Here is a 19,138-nt window from a genome sequence, read left to right on the forward strand (position 1 = left end):
CTTCAAGGAACCGGGCGAGTGAAAGAAACCGCTATTCCGCTGCCGCCTCGACCGGTGCGTCTTTCTTTTTCGCCAGCAGGTTCTTGAAATCGAAGCTGCCGAGGAGCGATTTCTTGGCGCCTGAATCCTCGGCTTCCTCGGCATCCTGGTCGCCGGCACCGATGACCTGCGAAGACAATTGCTTGATCGCCGCGGTTGCTTTCGAGCTGGCGTTTGCATCGACGAAGGTCTTGCCCAGCTTGGCTGCATTGGCCGCCGCCTTCTGGTCGAAGGGGATCGTGACGTCGATCTTGCGTTCGATCGACGTTTCGAAATCGGCCTTGCTGATTTCGGTCACGCCCGGCTGGACCCTGTTGGCTACGATCAAGACCTTCGCGTGCGGCGCATTTGTCTTGAGCCACGAAAGGATGCGGATCGTATCGCGTGCCGAGGCGAGCGACATTTCCGTGGAAAGCACGACCACATTCACGTCGTTGAGCAGGTGCGGGAAGTTGATCATCATGTTGCGGGGCATGTCGAGCACGGTCATTTCGAACGTGTGCTTGAACTCTTCCTGCAACTGCATGAACGCCGCGCCATCCGTCATCAGCGGATGGTTGATGGGCGCTTCGGCCGAAAGGATCGATAGGTTGTCGTTCGCGCGGATCATCGCGCGTTCGATGAACAGGCCGTCGATGCGGCTTGGATTGTCGATCGCATCGGTAAGGCCGCGTCCCGGCTCGAGGTCGAGCGTGAGCGCCCCCGTGCCGAAATGGACATCGAGATCGAGCAGTGCTGTCGGCATGCGCATTTCGGTCGAGAACAGCCATGCGAGCGAAGTCACCAGCGTCGATGCGCCAACACCGCCTCGCGTGCCGATGACCGCCGCCGAGATGTGGCGCTTGACCCCCTCTTCCTCGCCCGCGCGCGGAGCCGTGAAGACGGCTTGCGCCTGGTTGAGCGAATCGCGTAGCATGCTCGCCGACAATGGCTTCAACAGGTAATCGTGGATGCCGCTGGCGAGGAGGTCGCGGTAGAGGCGTACATCGTTCACCTGTCCGATCGCGATCACGACCGTACCCGGTTCGCAAACCTCTGCGAGGGCGTTGATGTCGTTCAGCGGATCACCGCTTTCCGACAGGTCGACCATCAGAATGTTCGGGCTCGCTGAAACCGAAAGCGACTGGATGGCGTTGCGCAGGCCGCCCTTGTTGCACTTTTCGGGCTGCCAGCCGAGTTCGATCACCACCGGTCGCAGCACGTCGAGGGCGGTCTCGTCACAGACGTAGGCGGCGAAAGGATCGCGATTGCCCGTTGTGCCGGGTTTGAGTGAAGCGCTCATGGCTGCTTAGCCTCCTCCTTCTTGGGTGCTGACTTCGGGCAACTCGCCACCGCCCGTCGGCGCCTGGTCGCGATAGGCCCTGATGGCCTTGGTCGAAGTCGTGACGACGGTTTCGCCGGTGCCTTTCTGGCCGGAGATCAGATCTTCGGGATTGGCGACCATGCCGGCGAGATTGCCGTTCACCGCACAGCCGTAGCCGGGGTAGGTCGCATTGTTCGGGTTGGCCTCGTTGTTCGCCGACCAGTCCGGACAGCCCGGCACGCTCGCGGTCGAACGGGTCACGACGATACGGGCCTGGCCCGGATCGACATAACCGGCGGTGACTGGCGAGCCATCGCTGATCAGCAAGCCGTAGCGCCCGGCAAGCGCCGCCACATCGTCACGCACTGCGGGATTGGCGGTCGGATCGTCGATCGAGATACGGTCGCCGTAGCCGAGGCCCATGGCCTCGAACCAGCCATCGACGCGCTGTTGTTCGCTGACGGGGAGTCCGCCACCTGTCGTGTTCACATCGAGCGTGAAATTGGTCCTCTCGACGACCGGCTGGCGCGCACTGTAGAGCGAACGGTTGTCGGTCGGAATACCGCCGCAGGCGCCCAGGAACAGGCCGAGTGAGACGGCCAGAGAACCGGCGAGCTTGTGATTGATTGCCTTAGCCATTGTACTCGTCCCCCTATTCAAAGCTGAAACCGGGCTTTGCTGGCGCTCTGCGTTCGTTGCGGCGGGCATCGGGCTGGCTCTGAGCCTGCTGGGCGCCATTGTCGGTCGGAACCCCTTGCGAGATGCCCGGTGCAGCCGGTTCGCTCTCGACTGCGCTGGGTCCGGGGCGCTCGCCGCCGGTCACGCCATCGCTCTGCTGGTATCCGAACAGGCGTTGACCTTCGGTTGGCGTGCGGAATCCATCGGTCGGTAGTTTGATGTCGTTCGCGTCGACGGGTTTCACCAGATAGGGCGTGACAACGATCACCAGCTCTGTCTCACCCTTGCGATACGTAGTGGAGCGGAACAGATTGCCGAGGATTGGCACGTCGCCGAGGCCCGGTGCCTTGTCGATTGAGTTGGTCGCATTGTTCGACAGCAATCCCGCGATCATGAAGCTCTGGCCCGAGCCGAGCTCGACGGTCGTTTCCGCGCGACGCGTGATGAGGGCGGGGACTTGGAAACCGTCGAGCGTGATTGCGCCTTGGCTCGACAATTCCGACACCTCGGGACGCACACGCATCGAGATACGGCCATTTGCCAGCACGGTGGGTGAATAGGCCAGGCTCACGCCATAATTCTTGTATTCGATGGTGGTGGTGCCGAGGCCCTGGCTCAGCGGGATGGGGAATTCTCCGCCGGCGAGGAATTCGGCCGTTTCGCCGGACAGTGCGGTCAGATTGGGCTGCGACAGAGTGGTCACGAGACCTTCGGTCTCGGCAAGGTCCAACGCGGAAGCAATGTCGAGGCCGAGGAACTTGCCGAAGGCACTTACGGTCGTACCTGGCGAGATGTTGGCCACGACGCTGCTGCCCTCGGGTCCGTCCGTGACGCCAACGCCCAAGCCCGCGGGGCTGCCCGGAGTGTACTGCGGGAAGGCTCCGGTGCGGCCTTGTCCGATACCGAACTTGAAGCCGCTGGAATTGTCGACGGTCGCGAGATTTACGCCCAGCGCGCGCACGAAGCTGCGGCTGACTTCGGCGATACGGACCTGCAGGTTGACCTGAAGCGGCGTCGCCATGCGCAGGCGGCTGATGACATTTGTACCGTCGCCGACAAAGGCTTCGACGAGGCGCTGCGCTTCTTCGGCATCTTCCGGCGCGGCAACGGTGCCGGTCAGCAGGATGACGTTGGTTCCCATCGTCGCAACCGAGATTTCAGCCTCGGGCATCGCAAGCGCGAGCAGCTGGTCGACGCTGCCGATATTCGAACCGACGCGGATGTTGGCCGACCAGACGATATCGCCGGCGCGGTTGCTGGCGTAGATCGTGGTTTCGCCGCCCGATTTGCCGAAGACGTAAAGCTGGCGCTGCGATTTGACCTGGACATCGGCGATATTGTCGTCGGCGACGAAGACATCGGCCATGGTCCCGGGCACATTGACCAGTTCGCCGCGGCCGATCGACAAGACGATCTCCGAGCTCGGACTCACGATGGTCTGGGCCGTCGCGACGGTCGTCGGTGCGGCTGCCAGCGGCGTGACCGCCAGGCTGGCAAGCAGCAATTTGGTGGTAAGACGACGTTTCATGGAATTGCCCCCTGAATGGCTTCCCGCTTGTTCTATCCGGCTCACTTGAGGCTAACCGTGCCCACCGGCACGTCCTCGGTTTCCTTGCCGCGGGTAACGCGGACGCTCGGTCCCTGGCGGACCGGCGCGCCGGTCGCACCCGCCGGGGCGGCCGGGGCGGGCGCCCTGCCGATCGCGCCCTGCGGAGGGGCCGAACGGCGCTGGAAACGCGAGACGTCGCCGCCGGTGACATAGGTGCTCTTGCCATCGTCCGGGCGGGCCATGGCCTGGCGCAGCAGGCGCTCTTCCTCTTCGGGCGAGGCATCGTCGGGAATGCTGACATCACCCGCCGCAATCGCCCGTTCGAGCTCGGTCTGGTTGTCGGCGAGCGAGCGCAGCGAGAGGCTCAGCGTGCCGATGGTCTGCGCAACCGCCACCTTCTCGGCGATCACCGGGGTGACTTCGAGCGTAACGGTGCGGAACTCCTTGACCACGGTCGAGCCGTCGTCGGCCTTTTCCGACACGGTCGACTGGTCGGTGGCGAGCACACGAAGGTTACGAAGAATGGTTTCCGACGCTTTCAGATTGGTGCCGTCATTGCCTTCGACCTGCTGGGTCAGCACCATGTCCACCCGGTCGCCCGGGAAAACGAATCCGCCGACGCCCGACTGGGCGGTAACGGGGACGGTAATGGCCCGCATGCCGGGGGCGAGAGCAGCGGCGAGGAAGCCGCGATCGCCCGGCGCGACCAGCGAGCCCTGGGTAACCGGCTCGCCGGCAGTAATCGGGTGGCGAACGACGGTGCCGAGCAGCTTGCTCATATCCGCTTCACCGTCGAGGAAATAGGCATCCTGGACCAGTTCTTCGGGCCATAGCTGGAAGCCGATTGCATCCGCGGTGATGATCGTACCGACCGGCAATGCGCGCTGTGCGACGAGGACCTTGGGCCCCTGCGCCTCGACCTGCGCGGCGGCTTCGGCCTGAGGCGCACCGGCCCCGGCGAACATGCTCCGCGCGACGAGCGCCGTACCGACCGCGACGATCAGCGCGGCAACCAGCAGAACCAGCTTTTTCCTATCCATGGCTATCAAGCCCCCTAGTTCGGCCCGCCGATTTCCGCTGCGGGCAAGTATGGTTGCATGCTGTACCGGCGAATTGGTTAAGATCGCGTTCTCAGCCGACGGGGGACGTCATTCCACGCGCGAGCAATTCGCCGCTGGCGACGACCCAGATGCCGGCGAGCGAGATTGCGGGGCCGTAAGGGACCCACAGGTCACGGTCGTGCCTGCGTATGATGCGGATCGAGCCGAACGTGACCACCAGCAGCAAGATCAACGGTGCGAGCACGAGAGCGATCGCTGTCATGGCGTCGGTGGTGGCGGATTCGGCCATGCCGGCCGGCAATGGGATCGTCGGGCCGCCGAGTACGGCGCTGGCGAAGGCGGCTGCGATCGCGGTGCCGACGACCAGGAGTGCGGTATCGCGGACTGGGCTGGTCTTGATCGCCCTCGAACGCGCTACATGCCAGGCACCGACCGCCATGGTCAGAACCCAGCCGAGCATCGCCATGGCGACGAGCAACAGCGTGAATTGCGAAGGCGGTACCCACAGCGCGAGCGCCGTGAGCAGTTTCACGTCGCCTCCGCCCATCTGCCGAATCGCGAAGAGCACGCAACACACTGCGAATACACCGAGCGACAAGCCGATCTGTAATGCGACATCCGGCCACAGCGGCAGTCCGATCGAGAGCCAGTAGAGCGGCGCGCCCAGCGCAATCGTCATGGTCAGCCTGTTGCTGATCGTACGGCTCTTGAGATCGGTAACGATCACCCACACGAGTGCGATTGCCAACCCGGCAAGCAATACGTAGGTGAAAATCTGGCTTTGCATGACGCCCCCGAGGCAACCCTTCGGGATGCGGTGCTACAGGAACGTGCTTACCAAAAAGTAACCATAGAGGAGGCCGCCATCACCGTCATGCCAGCGCCACAGGGGGCGATCGACCGCCGGGCGATTCCGCCGCATGCGAGCGAGTCGACCCACGTCCTGGCCGATGGGCACGCGATCAGGCGTATCGACTGGCCGGGCGCGGCCGGCGGTGAGCGTGGCTCGATCCTGTTCCTGCCGGGACGTGGCGACTTCTACGAGAAGTACTTGGAAACGCTCGAGCAGTGGCATCGCGCGGGCTGGCGAGTGACGGCTGTCGACTGGCGCGGACAGGCGGGTTCGGGCCGCCTCGGCAAGGATGCCGTGACCGGCCATGTGGACGACTTTACCGACTGGACCAGCGATCTTGCGCACTTCTGGTCAACCTGGCGCCGAGAGGCGCCCGGCCCCCATGTTCTTGCGGGACATTCGATGGGCGGACATCTGGTAATGCGCGCGCTGGTCGACGATCTGGTCGATCCCGATGCCGCTATCCTCAGCGCGCCGATGATCGGCATGTCGGGCCCACCACTGCCGCTCGGTCTGCTCCATCTCGTCGCGCGGCTGATGACGAAACTCGGAGAACCGACGCGGCCAGCATGGAAGTGGAGCGAGAAACCGGGCGAGATGCCCGCTCGTCGCAGCGCCCTGCTGACCCATGACGCCGATCGTTATGCCGACGAATTGTGGTGGCGCGAAGAGCGTCCCGAACTGGTGATGGGACCGGGTAGTTGGGGTTGGGTCGAACGCGCCTACGCCTCGGCCCGAAGGCTCGAAGAGGCAGGCGCGATGGAAGCGGTGCAGGTGCCCGTGCTCGTGATAAGCACCTCGGCGGACAGGTTGGTCAGCCACGCCGCGGCCGTGCGCGCGGCGCAGCGACTGCCCAAAGGCGAATTGCTCGCATTCGGCGAAGAGGCACGCCACGAAATCCTCCGCGAAGCCGACCCCGTCCGCGACCGGGCGATGGCCGGAATAGCTGAGTTTCTCGACCGTGTGGTGCCGCAGGAAAGGTCATGACTACTTACGACTTCGCCATCGTCGGCGCCGGCATCGCCGGGGCCAGTCTCGCCGCAGAGCTTTCCGCGAGCGGTGCCAGCGTCCTGCTGCTCGAAGCGGAAGATCGACCGGGCTATCATGCGACGGGGCGATCCGCAGCATTCTGGGAGGAATGTTACGGGGGGCCCGAGATCGTGCCTCTGACGCTCGCATCGGGCTCATACTTGCGCGAGAGGGGATTTCTGCACGAGCGCGGGGCACTCTACATCGCGCGGGAGGGCGACGAAGAACTGGTGACGCAGTTCATGCAGCGCTTCGTCCCGACCGGCGCAACGATCCAGCATCTCGGCCGCGGCGATTTGCAGAAGCGAGTGCCCGGCATCCGCCATGACTGGTCCGATGCGATCTGGGAACCGGTATGCGCGGATATCGACGTTGCAGGGCTCCATGCCCACTATCTGGCGCAGGCGCGCGAGGCCGATGCTGCGATCGAGTGCAGGGCGCGTGTCGTGAGGCTTGAACGACACGATAGACGCTGGGACATCGCAACCGAGCGGGGCGAGGCGTTTCAAGCAGCCGTTGTGGTGAATGCTGCAGGCGCCTGGGCGGACGAGCTGGCACAGCTGGCGGGCGTGAAGCCGGCCGGCATTGCGCCTTATCGGCGGACGGTTGCGCAGGTGCGGGTTGATCCGCCGGTGCCCGACGACCTGCCGCTCGTCCTGGACATCCGCGGCCGCTTCTATTTCAAGCCTGAATCCGGGCGCTTGTGGCTCAGCCCGCATGACGAGGAGCCGAGCGAACCTTGCGATGCCGCACCCGAGGAACTGGCGGTGGCCGAAGCCATTGCTCAGCTCGAGGAAGTCGTCGACTGGCGGGTCGAGGCGGTGGAGCACAAATGGGCAGGGCTGCGCAGCTTCGCGGCGGATCGTCGCCCGGTCTATGGCTATGCACCGGATGTAGAAGGCTTTGCCTGGTTTGCGGGGCAGGGCGGTTTCGGCATCCAGACCGCTCCCGCAGCGGCCCGGCTCGGACGCCAGCTCCTGCTCGGCGAAGAACGCGATGCGATGACCGAAGAGCTCGATGCCGAACTCTACTCGCCGGCCCGCTTTGACTAGCCAATCCCGTCCCAAACGCTAGTTTATGAGCGAATCCAATCGTGAATCGGGAGAGTATTTCGATGGCCCACCACTTCGAGATCTACAAGGACAAGGCAGGCGAGTACCGCGTGCGTTTCAAGTACAATTCGGAAGTGATGTTCGCGACCGAGGGCTACAGCTCCAAGGCCAGCGCACAGAATGCCATCGATTCGATCAAGTCCAACGGCCCGGGTGCAGAGGTCGTCGACAATAGCTGATCGCGATTAACCCGGGCGGGCGATCCGGTCCGCCTCGTCGCTGGCGAGGCGGTCCACCCGATCGTTTTCGGGATGGCCCGAATGGCCCCTAACCCAATGCCACTCGACCTTGTGCCGCTCGGTGAGTTCGATCAGGTCGTGCCATAGCTCGGCATTGCGCACCGGCTTCTTGCTGGCGTTGACCCAGCCGCGTTTCTTCCAGCCGTGGACCCACTTGGTTATCCCGTCGATGAGATATTTGCTGTCGGTGTAGAGATCGACCTCGCAAGGTTCGATCAGTGCGCGAAGGCCCTTGATCGCGGCGGTCATTTCCATGCGATTGTTGGTAGTTTCCGGCTCGCTTCCGGAAAGCTCCTTTTCATGCGGCCCCATGCGCAGCAGAGCGCCCCAGCCGCCGGGGCCGGGATTGCCCTTGCAGGCACCATCGGTGAACAATTCGACCTTCTTCATGCGAATGCGCTTTGGCCGTTCGTGCGATAGAATTCCAGCCGCCGCACGAAATCCATCGGGTCCTTGCGCCGGACCAGTGCATCCTCGGGCGTGTCGAGCCAGTCCTGCGCGCGGCTAGCGATGAAGCGCAGGCAGGCTCCTTCGCCAAGCAGGGGTAGCGCCGCCCTTTCATCAACGGATAATGAGCGCACCGATTCATAGCCTTCGATCATCGCGCGGCCCAGGTCCCGGTCGCCCCGCTCGCCATGCTCGTCGAAACACCATGCGGCATGGGTCACGGCGAGGTCATAGGCCATCGCCCCGCTGCAGGCGAAGTAGAAGTCGATCATGCCCGTGACCTTATCGCCGAGCATCAGGACATTGTCGGGGAACAGGTCCGAATGTATGATTGAGCGTGGCAGGTCTGCCGGCCACGCACTGACGATGTCCGCGCCGTGTTCCAGCGTCGCGGCGAGCTGCGGATCGATCGAGGCAAGTGCCTCGGCCCCGCATTCCCGCAGAATGGCAAGCGTATCGCGCGGCGTCAGCCCGTCCGCGCGCTCCATCGGAAAATCGCGCGCGGCCAGATGTGTCGTTGCCAAGGCTGCGCCTACCGCCCGGGCCTGGGCTGGATTGGGCTCGCTGGGCGAAACGCCGGGCAGGAATTCGATCAGCGCCACCGCCTTGCCGTCCACCGTTCGCCACGCATCGCAATGGCGGTCGTGGATGGTCCGCGGGACCGGGCAATTCCGGTCGGACAGGTGGTCGAGCAGGCCGAGAAAGAATGGCAGGTCGCCAATGTCGATCCGGCGTTCGTACATCGTGAGGATGAAGCGGCCCCGCGTGGTTTCGACAAGCCAGTTGGAGTTCGAGACGCCCTCGGCGATTCCCTTGACAGAAACGAGGTCGCCGACGTCGTATTGCGCGACCAGTCGCGCGAGTTCCTCGGCCCCGAGATGGGTGTAGACCGCCACGCTACTCGGTCAGTTGGCGCGGCAGCTTGAAGACCATGTTTTCTTCGGCCGTCGTCACGACTTCCTCGTCCACGAGCCGCCAGTCCGAAAGGCGATCGACGACCTCGCGCACGAGCTTTTCCGGAGCGGAGGCGCCGGCAGTGAGGCCCACCGTACCGACGCCCTCGAGCCAGGTCGGATCGATCTCGTCCGCCCGCTGGATCAGCATTGCGCTGGTGCCCATGCGTTCTGCGACTTCGACGAGGCGCAGCGAATTCGACGAGTTGGGCGCGCCGATCACCAAGACGAGATCGCAGGAACCGGCAATCTGCTTGACCGCAGCCTGGCGATTGCTGGTGGCGTAGCAGATGTCTTCCGCGCGCGGTGCGACAATCTGGGGGAAGCGCGCTTCGAGCGCCTCGATGATGTCGCGGGTGTCGTCCACCGAAAGCGTGGTCTGGGTCAGATAGGACAGGTCGTCTTTGTGCGTGAATTCGAGCTTGGCGACATCCTCGACCGTCTCGACCAGCGTTATCCGTCCGCCGGGCACCTGGCCCATAGTTCCGATGACTTCGGGATGGCCTTCGTGGCCGATGAACAGGATGTGCTGACCCTTTTCGATCTGGCGTTCGGCCTGCCGGTGGACCTTGCTGACCAGCGGACAGGTCGCATCGACGTAAAGCATCTTGCGCCGCTCGGCCTCGGCCGGGACCTCCTTGGGCACGCCGTGCGCGCTGAACACCACGGGAGCATCGTCGGGCACCTCGTCGAGTTCTTCGACGAAGATCGCGCCCTTCGCCTTGAGGCTGTCGACGACATAGCGGTTATGGACGATCTCGTGCCGTACATAGACCGGGGCACCATATTTCTGCAGCGCACGTTCGACGATCTCGATCGCCCGGTCGACACCGGCGCAAAAGCCGCGCGGAGCCGCGATCAGCAGCTTGAGCGGTAGGCGCGGATCGCCGTCGGACGCGGTAGGCGTGGATGGAAAGGGGGCATTCATGTGTCGCCCTCTAGCGCTTTCGTGCGGGCCAAGCTAGGGCAAGCCGCAGCTCGGCAGGGCTACGAATTCGAATGACCGCAAAAGGGAAAATAGCCGCATGACCATCCGTACCCGCCTTCTTCCCGCGCTCGCTCTAGGCTTCGCGTTGGCCGGCTGCGCCAGGGAAGGTGAACTGGTCGTCGATCAGGGGGTCGGCATCACGGCGGTGCGGACCACCTGCCCGGCAGTGGGCATTCCCGACTACACCGGCGACATCACCACCTTCCGCACGCCGGGTTCGACGACGATGGCCGATCTCGATGTGACCGCTGCCATCACCAATCTGCGTTCGACCTGCAATGAAGACACGCTCGATCGGGTCTATACCGAAGCCAGTTTCGATGTCGTCGCGCGGCGCACCGATACGCGTGGCAGCCGGACGGTAACGCTGCCCTATTTCTCGACTGTACTGAGAGGCGGGTCGGCCGTGGTCACCAAGCGTGTCGGCACGGTGACGCTGCAATTCGCCGATGGGCAGGAACGCGCGCAGGCGCGGGGCAGCGCCGGAGCCTATGTCGACCGCGCCGAAGCGACCCTGCCGGCCGATATTCGCGAGCAGATCACGCGCAGGCGTAGGGCGGGCGATCCCGATGCCGCTCTCGACCCGCTCGCGGATCCGGCCGTGCGCGCCGCGGTTCAGCGCGCAACATTCGAGTTGCTCGTCGGCTTCCAGCTGACCGAGGCGCAATTGCGCTACAACGCGACCCGGTAAGCGCTCGCATCTTGCCATTTCGCGCCGATAGGCTAGGCGCGCGCCATGGCTGACATGCAGACACTTCACGCGGCCTTCGCGGCCCGCATCGACGCAGTATTGAACGCTCTGGAAATGGAGGGCGTGCTGCCGGCGGAATCCGCGCGCGCAAACGTGACGGTCGAGCCCCCGCGCGATCCTTCGCATGGCGACCTTGCCACCAATGCCGCCATGGTGCTCGCCAAGCAGGCGAAAACCAATCCCCGGGCGTTGGCGGAAAAGATCGTCGAGCATCTGGAGCGCGAGCCCGACATTTCCGAAGCGGCAATCGCCGGTCCGGGGTTCATCAACCTGCGCCTCGCGCCCGATGCATGGCGGCGCGAACTGCGTGCGATTTCCGATCTCGGCGACGACTACGGCCGTTCGGATATGGGCAAGGGCCAGACGGTCAATGTCGAATATGTCTCCGCCAACCCGACCGGACCGATGCATATGGGCCATTGCCGCGGCGCGGTGGTCGGCGATGCGCTGTCCGGCCTGCTCGAATGGGCCGGCTACCGGGTCACGCGCGAATACTACGTCAATGATGCGGGCGGCCAGGTGGACGTGCTCGCCCGTTCCGCGCACCTTCGCTATCGCGAGGCTCTGGGCGACGACATCGGCGCGATTCCGGAAGGTCTCTACCCTGGAGACTACCTTAAGCCGGTTGGCGAGCGGCTCGCGCAGGAGTTCGGACCGGCGTACAAGGACGCACCCGAAGGCGAGTGGCTGGAACTGTTCCGCCAGCGTTCGGTCGCGGCGATGATGGAGATGATCCGCGAAGATCTGGCGCTGCTCGGCATCCATCACGATCTGTTTTCCTCCGAAGCCGAATTGCAGGCGGCAAAGAAGCCCGAGGCAGCGGAAGCCTGGCTGCGCGAACACGGCTTCGTCTATGACGGCGTGCTCGAAGCGCCGAAGGGCAAAGCGCCGCCCGAGGACTGGGAGCCGGTCGAGCTGCCGCTGTTCCGCTCCACCGAATTCGGCGACGACCAGGATCGTCCGATCAAGAAATCGAACGGGGCCTGGACCTATTTCGGCGCCGATCTCGCCTATCACTTCCAGAAGGCGGAAAAAGCCGACGCGCTGATCGACATCTGGGGCGCCGACCACGCAGGCACGGTCAAGCGCATCAAGGCCGCAGTCGCCGCGCTGACCAAGGGCGCGGGGCGCGACGTGCCGTTCGACGTCAAGCTGGTGCAGATGGTCAAGCTGCTGCGCGACGGCGAACCGGTCAAGATGTCCAAGCGGTCGGGCACTTTCGTCACGCTGGCCGATGTCGTGAACGAGGTCGGCAAGGACGTGGTGCGCTTCACCATGCTGACCCGCAAATCCGACGCACAGATGGAATTCGACTTCGCCAAAGTGGTCGAGGCGTCGAAAGACAATCCGGTCTTCTACCTGCAATATGCGCATGCGCGCATCCATTCGACCCTGCGCAAGGCAGGCGTCGAGCCGAGCGATGCGCATCTCGACCGTCTCGGCGACGAGGAACTCGCGCTGGTTCGCGAAGCCTCGCAATTCCCGCGCGTGGTCGAATCCGCCGCCAAGGCGCGTGAGCCGCACCGTATCGCTTTCTTCCTCGGCGATCTCGCTACCGCCTTCCACAGTTTCTGGAATGCGGGTAATGATGATCCGTCGAAGCGGATCATTCAGGAGAGCGATCCCGAACTGACGGGAGCGCGGCTGTTTCTGGCGGCGCAGGTCGGGCAGGTGATCCGCAATGGACTTGCGATCCTGGGGGTCGAAGCGGTCGAGGAGATGTGAGCATGGTGGCGTCGACGCCTTACGATAGGGATGGCGATTTGCAGGGCGAAGACCAGCTCGACCTGGCCGATGACGAAAGCCTGCCCTGGCTCGAGGCGGGCGAGGACGAGGAAGAAACGGGAAGCTTCGACACGTCGCGACTGATCCTCCTAGGCGTGCTCGCGCTTGTGCTGCTCGCTGTGGTGGTTGGTGGAATCTGGTTCGTTTCCAATCAGACATTGGATGAACCCCCTGCCGACGGCAGCGTGATCGCCGCTCCGGACGAACCATATAAGACCAGGCCCGAAAACCCGGGTGGCAAGACATTCGCCGGAACCGGCGACACCAGTTTTGCGGTCGGGGAAGGCCAGACGCGGGAAGGCAGGCTGGCAGAGCCGCCGGGCGCGCCTGTCGACCAACCTGGCGACGCCGGGCCTGCGATCGCCTCGACGGTCAACGAGGGTACGCGCACCGCACCGCCAGCCGGAACCGCTGTGCAGGTCGGCGCCTATCCGCGTCGTGCCGACGCCGAAACCGCGTGGTCGAACCTGATACGCCAGACCGAGGCGCTCAACGGAGTGAGGCATCGCGTGGTCGAGGCGCAGGTCGATATCGGCCGCGTTTATCGCCTTCAGGCTCTGGCCGGAGACCGTGCCGCGGCCAACCGGCTGTGCGCAGCGCTCAAGGCCGATGGACTCGCCTGTTTCGTCAAATAAGGCGGTCACCGGACCGAATTTCCACACTTCCCGCAGGGCGCAAGCTTGCGGGATTCGAGCGAAAACCCCAGTTTGCTGCGCATGACGCCAGCCATTTTCGGCATTTCCGGTCTCGAATTGAGCGCCGATGAACGTGCCTTTTTCAAGGAGGCGGACCCGGCAGGCTACATCCTGTTCGCGCGCAATTGCGAGAACAAGGAGCAGTTGCGCAAGCTGACCGACGATCTGCGTGCGATTCACGGCCGCGATCACCTGATCGTATCGATCGACCAGGAGGGCGGCCGCGTCGCGCGCATGAAGCCGCCCGAATGGCAGCGCTATCCGGCGGGTGAGGCCTTTGCCAAGTTGTGGGACATCGCACCCGCATCCGCCATCGAGGCGGCGCGGGTCAATGCCGAGGCAATGGGGCGCGAGCTCGGCGAGATGGGCATCAAGGTCGACTATCATGCGCCGTTCGACGTGCGCCGCGCCGAGACCGACGACGTCATCGGCGACCGGGCGTTGGGCAGCGATCCCATGCAGGTCGCGGCGCTTGGCCGTGCAGTTCTCGACGGTATGGGCCGGGCCGGTATCGTAGGCTGCCTCAAACATATGCCCGGTCACGGCCGTGCGACATGCGATTCGCACAAGGCATTGCCCCATGTCACCGCGAGCGAAGAAGAACTCGAGATCGATATTGAGCCGTTTCGAACGCTGTCCGCGCATCCCCTTGGAATGAGCGCGCATATCGTGTTCGAGGCGTGGGACCCGGAGAATCCGGCGACGCTTTCGGAAACGGTGATTCGTGAGGTCATCCGCGGCAGGATCGGTTTCGACGGACTGCTCCTGTCGGACGATATCGATATGCAGGCGCTCGATGGCACGATCCCCGAACGTTCGGTCCGCGCGCTGGGGGCAGGCTGCGACATCGTGCTCAATTGCTGGGCGAAGATGGACGACCAGATCGCCATCGCGGAGCGTGGCGGGACGATGCGCGCAAAGACGACCGAGCGGCTGGAACGCGTGCATGCTGCAATGCGCCCGCCGCAGGACGGGCCCGACACCGCCGAACTGCTTGCCAAGCGCGATGCGCTGCTGGCGATCGCCGAGGAGCGCGCGGCATGACCAGCGATGGCCTCTTTTTCAACGAAACTGCCGCTGAAACGCAGGATGAGTGGGATGGTATCGCGGCGCAGGCACCGGTCGACGGGAATGCGCTTTACCTCGAGCTGGAGGGTTGGGAAGGCCCTCTCGACCTGCTGCTCGACCTTGCGCGCCGGCAGAAGGTCGATTTGCGGTCTATCTCGATCCTCGCGCTGGTCGACCAGTATCTCGGCTATATCGACCGCGCCGGGGCGCTGAAACTGGAGCTGGCAGCCGACTATCTCGTGATGGCGGCATGGCTCGCCTATCTCAAATCGGCCCTGCTGCTGCCCAAGGAAGAGCAGGAAGACCCAAGTCCCGAAGAATTGGCACTCAAGCTGCAATTGCGGCTCCAGCGCCTGGGCGCGATGCGCGATGCCGCGGCACGGCTGCTGGGCGGCGACCGGATCGGGCGCGATGTGTTCCTGCGTGGCGATCCCGAGGGTCTCGAAATCGCCCGCAAGACCAAATGGCGCTGCGACCAGTTTGCGCTGATCGAGGCATATGGGCGGGTGAAGGCGCGTACCGCTCCTGCGATCCACATGGTCCGCGAACGGCCCGTGATGACGCTCGAATCGGCGCTCGACCGGGTGTCCAATATGCTCGGCGTGACGCTGGACTGGATGGAATTGCGCGATTTCCTTCCGCCCCATGCCGAACCGCGCCTCAAACGCTCGGCACTGGCGTCCAGCTTCGTTGCCGCGCTCGAACTGGCGCGGCTGGGCAAGGCCGAACTGCAGCAGGAGGATACCTTCGGCCCACTCCATCTTCGCAGGATGCCGGGCTGATGGATGAACTCGCCCGCGCCGTCGAAGCCGCGCTGTTTGCGGCGGAAGAACCGATGACGGCGGAGGCGCTGGCAAGTTTCCTCGGAGATGCGGCAGTCGGCGACGTGCGCGCGGCCTTGCGCAGTGTGGCAGAGGATTACGAAAAGCGCGGCATCCACCTCGTGGAGCGCGGCAAGCGCTGGCATTTCGAAACCGCGCCCGATCTTGCGCACTTGCTCCGGCGCGAAAAGGAACAGGTCCGCCGCCTGAGCCGAGCCGCGACCGAGGTGCTGGCGATCATTGCCTATCGCGAGCCGGTCAGTCGCGCTGAGATCGAATCGATCCGCGGTGTACAGACCAGCGGCGGCACGCTCGACGTTTTGATGGAGGCGGGCTGGGTTAAGATCGCCGGACGGCGCGAGGTGCCGGGGCGACCGACGATCTATGCGACGACGCCCGAATTTCTCGAGCACTTCGGCCTGTCGAGCCGCCGCGATCTGCCCGGGATCGCGGAATTGCGCGCGACGGGCCTGCTCGACCCGGTCGAGGATGCCTATGACGAGCTCATGTCCGACGGTTTGCATGAGGATTCGGGCGACAGCATGGGTCGCGAAGAGACTTCGGATGAAGCCTGACTGGCGCTAAGCCGCGGCAACGCCTATATTCGTAGCCAAGCAATTCGAAAGAGTAGGTCCCATGGGTCTTAGTGTCTGGCAGATCGCCATCATCGCCATCGTTATCCTCGTCCTCTTCGGGCGCGGGCGCATCTCCGAAATGATGGGTGATTTCGGCAAGGGAATCAAAAGCTTCAAGCAGGGCATGAACGACGAAGACGAGGCGCCCGCCAAACAAATCGGCCACGAAGCCAAGCCCGCGGATGAAGGGCTGACCCCGGACCAGGTCAAGCAGACCACCGACACCAAGTAATTTCGCTAGAAAGCGAGGCAGGCCATGTTCGATATCGGCGCCAGCGAATTGCTGGTGATCGTCATCGTGGCGATCCTCGTGATCGGCCCCAAGGACATGCCCAAGGCGCTGCGCACAGCAGGCCGCTGGATCGGCAAGCTGCGCCGCATGTCGGGGCATTTCCGTGCGGGTCTCGACGAGGTCGTCCGCCAGGCCGAAATCGAGGAAATGGAAGAAAAGTGGGCCAAGCGGAATAAGGAAATCATGGCCAAATACCCCGACGGCTCGACGCCCGAGGGCGGGGCGCCGGAAAACCTCATACCCGACGAGATGGAGCCACTGGCCTCGGCCAATGAAGTGCCGGATGCCGATGCCGCGGCAGAGGCTGCGATCAAGCGCGCGGCACCGGTAAAGGCGCCCGAGCATAAGGACGAGCCGCCGCTCCCGCTCGATCCGCCGCCAGCAGGCAAAGGCCGCTGACATGCCCGTCATAAAGGATATCGACGAGAGTCAGGCCCCGCTGCTCGACCACCTGATCGAATTGCGCGCGCGGCTGGTGCGTTGCGTTCTGGCATTGGCGATCGCCTTCGGCATCTGCCTCTATTTCGCCGATCCGATCCTCGGCTTCCTGATCCAGCCGCTCAAGAATTCCTTTGCCGACGGGGAAGGCCAGCTGATCTTCACCAAGCTCTACGAGGTTTTCTTCGTCGAGCTGAAAGTGGCGCTGTTCGCGGGCTTCTGTCTCAGCTTCCCGATCATCGCGAACCAGCTCTGGGCTTTCGTCGCACCCGGGCTCTACGCGAAGGAGAAGAAGGCTTTCCTGCCCTTCCTGCTGGCGACGCCGATTCTCTTCACCATGGGCGCCGCGCTGGCCTATTACATCGTGATGCCGACCGCATTCCGCTGGTTCCTCGGTTTCGAAGGCAACGCGGGCGGGCTCGAAATACAGGCGCTGCCGACGGCGAACGAATATTTGGGCTTGGTCATGCAGTTCATTCTTGCATTCGGGATGAGCTTCCTGCTGCCGGTCCTCTTGCTGTTGCTGCACCGTGCGGGGATCGTCACACGCGCCCAGCTCGTTTCGGCGCGGCGCTATGTGATAGTGGCGGTGGTTGCGCTCGCGGCGATCATCACGCCGCCCGATCCGGGGTCGCAACTCCTGCTCGCGATCCCATTGCTGCTGCTATTCGAGGGATCGCTTTTTCTGATGCGCCTGACTGAGAAGCGGCGCAAAGCGGATGTCGAAAAGCCGGAAGAACCTCAGTCGGCGTCATAGACCTTGCGTCCGCCGACCCAGGTTTCGAGCACCTTGGTTGCGCGCAATTCGCTGGGTGTCGCAAGCAGGGGGTCGCGATCGATCAGCACGAAGTCGGCACGTTCGCCCGGCAGCAGCCGTCCAAAGCGGCCTTCGGCAAATCCGGCATAGGCGGCCTCGCTCGTGAAACCCGCCAGCGCCTGTTCGCGGTTGACCCGCTCTTGTGGGCGCCAGCCGCCGAAAGGCTCGCCATTGGCGTCCATGCGTGTGGTGGCGGCGGCAAGGCCGGCGAAAGGATCGGGCGATTCCACCGGAGCGTCCGAACCAAAGGCCAGCCGCCCGCCAAGCTGGAGGATCGTGTTCCACGCATAGGCGCCTTCTAGCCGGTCGGGGCCGAGCCGCGCTTCGGCCATCGTTCGATCGCTGGTCTGGTGGACCGGCTGCATCGATGCGATGATGCCATTCTGGCCCAGCTTAGGAAGGTCCACCGGATCGACGATCTGGACGTGCTCGATCCGCCAGCGGCGATCGCCGGGGAAGCTTTCGGCGATCTCGCCGATCGCATTGAGTGCGTCCTCATTGGCTGCGGTTCCGATGGCGTGGATCGCGGGCTGGAAATTGCCCTGTGCCGCGCGCACGAGAATGTTGCGCAGTTTGGCCGGGCTGGTCAGCGGCAGGCCGGTATTGCCCGGATCATCGGCATAGGGCTGCTTGAGCCAGGCCCCGCGGCTGCCGAGTGCGCCGTCGAGGTAGAGCTTTACACCGTTCATCCGCAGCTTGTCGTCGTAAAGCCAGGGCGAGGGTCGGGCTCCCGCGATCAGTTCCATCTGGTCGGGACCTGCGGCGTAGGACATGATCCTGAGCGTCAGCGCGCCCTTGTCGCCCGCGCGACGGAAGGCCTGCCAATCCTCGATCGTCGTACCCATGTCGGCTACCGCGGTGATGCCGTGGCGGTGGAGCACCTTCTGTGCTTCGGCAAAGGCGAGATCGCGCTCGTTGGGACGCGGTGCCGGGATCGCGGCCCGCATCAATTGCTCGGCGGCATCGACGAAGACGCCGGAGGGTTGCCGTGAGCCGGGCATGCGCTCGATCCGACCGCCGGAGGGGCTCTCGCTGGCTTCGGTAATGCCGGCCGCTCGCATGGCGAGAGTGTTGGCCCAGCCGGCATGCCCGTCGACCCGCTCGAGATAGACTGGACGGTCGGCCACGGCGCTGTCGAGCTCTTCGGCTGTCGGGAAACGGCCAAGGCCCCATTTTTCCTGGTTCCAGCCGCGTCCCAGGATCCACGGGCGCGCCTCGTTCTCGGCCGCGAAACGGCGGATCTTGTCGAGCGCCTCGTCGAGCGAAGTGGTATCCGACAAGTCGAGCGTCAGCGCGCCGATGCCGATCCCCATCACATGCGCATGGGCATCGATCAGGCCGGGAATCATCACCGCGCCCTTGCCATCCTCGCGATAGTCGGTCTGCGGCTTATCTTCGCCCGACCTTACGATCTGCGCGACCTTGCCGTCATCGTCGATCACCAGCGCGGTGAAGCGTTCGACCTTGCCGTCCTCGCCGATCGTCATACCCTCTACGTTGTCGATCAGCACATCGGCCTGAGCCGGTGCGGCCAGAGCGACGGCGAGGCCAGTGGCAAGGAATTTGAACTTCATTTCAGGCGGTC

The 19,138-nt window shown here is 64.1% G+C and carries 21 protein-coding genes; 12 read left to right on the forward strand and 9 right to left on the reverse strand.

The genetic code is table 11. The annotated features are described in order from the left end of the window. Positions 1 to 31: 31 nt before the first annotated feature. The 5 genes from ACQY4G_RS08745 to ACQY4G_RS08765 form a co-directional block, all read right to left on the reverse strand. Positions 32 to 1,321 (reverse strand): pilus assembly protein CpaE, encoded by a 1,290-nt coding sequence (locus tag ACQY4G_RS08745; protein ID WP_291169973.1) that lies wholly within the window; start codon positions 1,319 to 1,321, stop codon positions 32 to 34. 6 nt (positions 1,322 to 1,327) lie between these two features. Next, positions 1,328 to 1,981 (reverse strand): CpaD family pilus assembly protein, encoded by a 654-nt coding sequence (locus ACQY4G_RS08750; RefSeq protein ID WP_421990303.1) that lies wholly within the window; start codon positions 1,979 to 1,981, stop codon positions 1,328 to 1,330. A gap of 13 nt (positions 1,982 to 1,994) precedes the next feature. Then, positions 1,995 to 3,548 carry a type II and III secretion system protein family protein gene (locus ACQY4G_RS08755; RefSeq protein WP_421990305.1) on the reverse strand — a complete coding sequence of 518 codons (1,554 nt, stop codon included), beginning with the start codon at positions 3,546 to 3,548 and terminating at the stop codon, positions 1,995 to 1,997. Positions 3,549 to 3,589: 41 nt separating this feature from the next. Beyond that, positions 3,590 to 4,609 carry a Flp pilus assembly protein CpaB gene (gene cpaB, locus ACQY4G_RS08760; RefSeq protein WP_421990307.1) on the reverse strand — a complete coding sequence of 340 codons (1,020 nt, stop codon included), beginning with the start codon at positions 4,607 to 4,609 and terminating at the stop codon, positions 3,590 to 3,592. 91 nt (positions 4,610 to 4,700) lie between these two features. Then, positions 4,701 to 5,417 carry an A24 family peptidase gene (locus ACQY4G_RS08765; RefSeq protein WP_421990309.1) on the reverse strand — a complete coding sequence of 239 codons (717 nt, stop codon included), beginning with the start codon at positions 5,415 to 5,417 and terminating at the stop codon, positions 4,701 to 4,703. An 87-nt stretch (positions 5,418 to 5,504) separates the two neighbouring features. Between ACQY4G_RS08765 and ACQY4G_RS08770 the strand changes: the two genes are divergently transcribed. The 3 genes from ACQY4G_RS08770 (at position 5,505) to ACQY4G_RS08780 (ending at position 7,803) form a co-directional block, all read left to right on the forward strand. Next, complete coding sequence (locus ACQY4G_RS08770) at positions 5,505 to 6,470, forward strand: alpha/beta fold hydrolase (protein WP_421993594.1); 966 nt, start codon at positions 5,505 to 5,507, stop codon at positions 6,468 to 6,470. Next, complete coding sequence (locus ACQY4G_RS08775; RefSeq protein ID WP_421990311.1) at positions 6,467 to 7,564, forward strand: NAD(P)/FAD-dependent oxidoreductase; 1,098 nt, start codon at positions 6,467 to 6,469, stop codon at positions 7,562 to 7,564. Before ACQY4G_RS08770 ends, ACQY4G_RS08775 begins: the two co-directional genes overlap by 4 nt. A gap of 62 nt (positions 7,565 to 7,626) precedes the next feature. After that, positions 7,627 to 7,803: a YegP family protein gene (locus ACQY4G_RS08780; RefSeq protein ID WP_083508212.1), complete on the forward strand. Its 177-nt coding sequence runs from the start codon at positions 7,627 to 7,629 to the stop codon at positions 7,801 to 7,803. A 6-nt stretch (positions 7,804 to 7,809) separates the two neighbouring features. Here the strand turns inward: ACQY4G_RS08780 and rnhA are convergent, their stop codons facing one another. From rnhA to ispH, 3 genes are read right to left on the reverse strand one after another with little or no spacing between them, the layout of a single operon-like run. Further along, positions 7,810 to 8,253, reverse strand: a complete 444-nt coding sequence (rnhA, locus tag ACQY4G_RS08785; RefSeq protein WP_067691517.1) for a ribonuclease HI — start codon at positions 8,251 to 8,253, stop codon at positions 7,810 to 7,812. After that, entirely contained in the window at positions 8,250 to 9,206 is a 957-nt protein-coding gene (gene thrB, locus ACQY4G_RS08790) for a homoserine kinase (protein ID WP_421990313.1), read from the reverse strand. Before thrB ends, rnhA begins: the two co-directional genes overlap by 4 nt. 1 nt (position 9,207) lies before the next feature. Then, positions 9,208 to 10,191, reverse strand: coding sequence for a 4-hydroxy-3-methylbut-2-enyl diphosphate reductase (gene ispH, locus ACQY4G_RS08795; protein WP_421990315.1), 984 nt, complete (start codon positions 10,189 to 10,191; stop codon positions 9,208 to 9,210). A 97-nt stretch (positions 10,192 to 10,288) separates the two neighbouring features. On the opposite strand from ispH, the gene ACQY4G_RS08800 reads away from it, so the two are divergent. From ACQY4G_RS08800 to tatC, 9 genes are all read left to right on the forward strand, one after another. After that, the gene (locus ACQY4G_RS08800) at positions 10,289 to 10,942 is read left to right on the forward strand and encodes a hypothetical protein (RefSeq protein ID WP_067691508.1); all 654 of its coding nucleotides are present in this window, start codon (positions 10,289 to 10,291) and stop codon (positions 10,940 to 10,942) included. Between the two features lie 45 nt (positions 10,943 to 10,987). After that, positions 10,988 to 12,727, forward strand: a complete 1,740-nt coding sequence (gene argS / locus ACQY4G_RS08805; protein WP_421990317.1) for an arginine--tRNA ligase — start codon at positions 10,988 to 10,990, stop codon at positions 12,725 to 12,727. Positions 12,728 to 12,729: 2 nt separating this feature from the next. Next, the gene (locus tag ACQY4G_RS08810) at positions 12,730 to 13,422 is read left to right on the forward strand and encodes an SPOR domain-containing protein (RefSeq protein WP_421990319.1); all 693 of its coding nucleotides are present in this window, start codon (positions 12,730 to 12,732) and stop codon (positions 13,420 to 13,422) included. An 81-nt stretch (positions 13,423 to 13,503) separates the two neighbouring features. Then, positions 13,504 to 14,526: a beta-N-acetylhexosaminidase gene (nagZ, locus tag ACQY4G_RS08815; protein ID WP_421990321.1), complete on the forward strand. Its 1,023-nt coding sequence runs from the start codon at positions 13,504 to 13,506 to the stop codon at positions 14,524 to 14,526. After that, a complete protein-coding gene (locus tag ACQY4G_RS08820) occupies positions 14,523 to 15,332 on the forward strand; it encodes a segregation and condensation protein A (RefSeq protein ID WP_291175573.1) in 810 nt (269 codons plus the stop codon). The genes nagZ and ACQY4G_RS08820 overlap by 4 nt, the downstream gene beginning before the upstream one ends. After that, positions 15,332 to 15,946 carry an SMC-Scp complex subunit ScpB gene (gene scpB, locus ACQY4G_RS08825; RefSeq protein WP_421990323.1) on the forward strand — a complete coding sequence of 205 codons (615 nt, stop codon included), beginning with the start codon at positions 15,332 to 15,334 and terminating at the stop codon, positions 15,944 to 15,946. The genes ACQY4G_RS08820 and scpB overlap by 1 nt, the downstream gene beginning before the upstream one ends. Positions 15,947 to 16,007: 61 nt before the next feature. Then, positions 16,008 to 16,238: a twin-arginine translocase TatA/TatE family subunit gene (gene tatA / locus ACQY4G_RS08830; RefSeq protein WP_067691494.1), complete on the forward strand. Its 231-nt coding sequence runs from the start codon at positions 16,008 to 16,010 to the stop codon at positions 16,236 to 16,238. 24 nt (positions 16,239 to 16,262) lie between these two features. Continuing rightward, entirely contained in the window at positions 16,263 to 16,697 is a 435-nt protein-coding gene (gene tatB / locus ACQY4G_RS08835; protein ID WP_421990325.1) for a Sec-independent protein translocase protein TatB, read from the forward strand. Between the two features lies 1 nt (position 16,698). Further along, positions 16,699 to 17,493 carry a twin-arginine translocase subunit TatC gene (gene tatC, locus ACQY4G_RS08840; RefSeq protein ID WP_421990327.1) on the forward strand — a complete coding sequence of 265 codons (795 nt, stop codon included), beginning with the start codon at positions 16,699 to 16,701 and terminating at the stop codon, positions 17,491 to 17,493. Here tatC and ACQY4G_RS08845 read toward each other — a convergent pair. After that, the gene (locus ACQY4G_RS08845) at positions 17,478 to 19,127 is read right to left on the reverse strand and encodes an amidohydrolase (RefSeq protein ID WP_421990329.1); all 1,650 of its coding nucleotides are present in this window, start codon (positions 19,125 to 19,127) and stop codon (positions 17,478 to 17,480) included. The genes tatC and ACQY4G_RS08845 overlap by 16 nt on opposite strands. Positions 19,128 to 19,138: the final 11 nt, after the last annotated feature.

Origin of the sequence: Qipengyuania sp. (assembly GCF_965277845.1) — a bacterium.
GTDB lineage: Bacteria > Pseudomonadota > Alphaproteobacteria > Sphingomonadales > Sphingomonadaceae > Qipengyuania.

Excerpts from the sequence above, each read along its gene's own strand:
- ispH (WP_421990315.1), bottom strand. The coding sequence starts at position 10,191 with ATGAATGCCCCCTTTCCATCCACGCCTACCGCGTCCGACGGCGATCCG.
- ACQY4G_RS08800 (WP_067691508.1), top strand. The coding sequence starts at position 10,289 with ATGACCATCCGTACCCGCCTTCTTCCCGCGCTCGCTCTAGGCTTCGCG.
- ACQY4G_RS08845 (WP_421990329.1), bottom strand. The coding sequence starts at position 19,127 with ATGAAGTTCAAATTCCTTGCCACTGGCCTCGCCGTCGCTCTGGCCGCA.
- ACQY4G_RS08810 (WP_421990319.1), top strand. The coding sequence starts at position 12,730 with ATGGTGGCGTCGACGCCTTACGATAGGGATGGCGATTTGCAGGGCGAA.
- ACQY4G_RS08775 (WP_421990311.1), top strand. The coding sequence starts at position 6,467 with ATGACTACTTACGACTTCGCCATCGTCGGCGCCGGCATCGCCGGGGCC.
- ACQY4G_RS08755 (WP_421990305.1), bottom strand. The coding sequence starts at position 3,548 with ATGAAACGTCGTCTTACCACCAAATTGCTGCTTGCCAGCCTGGCGGTC.
- rnhA (WP_067691517.1), bottom strand. The coding sequence starts at position 8,253 with ATGAAGAAGGTCGAATTGTTCACCGATGGTGCCTGCAAGGGCAATCCC.
- argS (WP_421990317.1), top strand. The coding sequence starts at position 10,988 with ATGGCTGACATGCAGACACTTCACGCGGCCTTCGCGGCCCGCATCGAC.
- ACQY4G_RS08780 (WP_083508212.1), top strand. The coding sequence starts at position 7,627 with ATGGCCCACCACTTCGAGATCTACAAGGACAAGGCAGGCGAGTACCGC.
- ACQY4G_RS08770 (WP_421993594.1), top strand. The coding sequence starts at position 5,505 with ATGCCAGCGCCACAGGGGGCGATCGACCGCCGGGCGATTCCGCCGCAT.
- ACQY4G_RS08750 (WP_421990303.1), bottom strand. The coding sequence starts at position 1,981 with ATGGCTAAGGCAATCAATCACAAGCTCGCCGGTTCTCTGGCCGTCTCA.
- tatA (WP_067691494.1), top strand. The coding sequence starts at position 16,008 with ATGGGTCTTAGTGTCTGGCAGATCGCCATCATCGCCATCGTTATCCTC.
- ACQY4G_RS08820 (WP_291175573.1), top strand. The coding sequence starts at position 14,523 with ATGACCAGCGATGGCCTCTTTTTCAACGAAACTGCCGCTGAAACGCAG.
- cpaB (WP_421990307.1), bottom strand. The coding sequence starts at position 4,609 with ATGGATAGGAAAAAGCTGGTTCTGCTGGTTGCCGCGCTGATCGTCGCG.
- ACQY4G_RS08745 (WP_291169973.1), bottom strand. The coding sequence starts at position 1,321 with ATGAGCGCTTCACTCAAACCCGGCACAACGGGCAATCGCGATCCTTTC.
- nagZ (WP_421990321.1), top strand. The coding sequence starts at position 13,504 with ATGACGCCAGCCATTTTCGGCATTTCCGGTCTCGAATTGAGCGCCGAT.
- tatC (WP_421990327.1), top strand. The coding sequence starts at position 16,699 with ATGCCCGTCATAAAGGATATCGACGAGAGTCAGGCCCCGCTGCTCGAC.
- ACQY4G_RS08765 (WP_421990309.1), bottom strand. The coding sequence starts at position 5,417 with ATGCAAAGCCAGATTTTCACCTACGTATTGCTTGCCGGGTTGGCAATC.
- tatB (WP_421990325.1), top strand. The coding sequence starts at position 16,263 with ATGTTCGATATCGGCGCCAGCGAATTGCTGGTGATCGTCATCGTGGCG.
- scpB (WP_421990323.1), top strand. The coding sequence starts at position 15,332 with ATGGATGAACTCGCCCGCGCCGTCGAAGCCGCGCTGTTTGCGGCGGAA.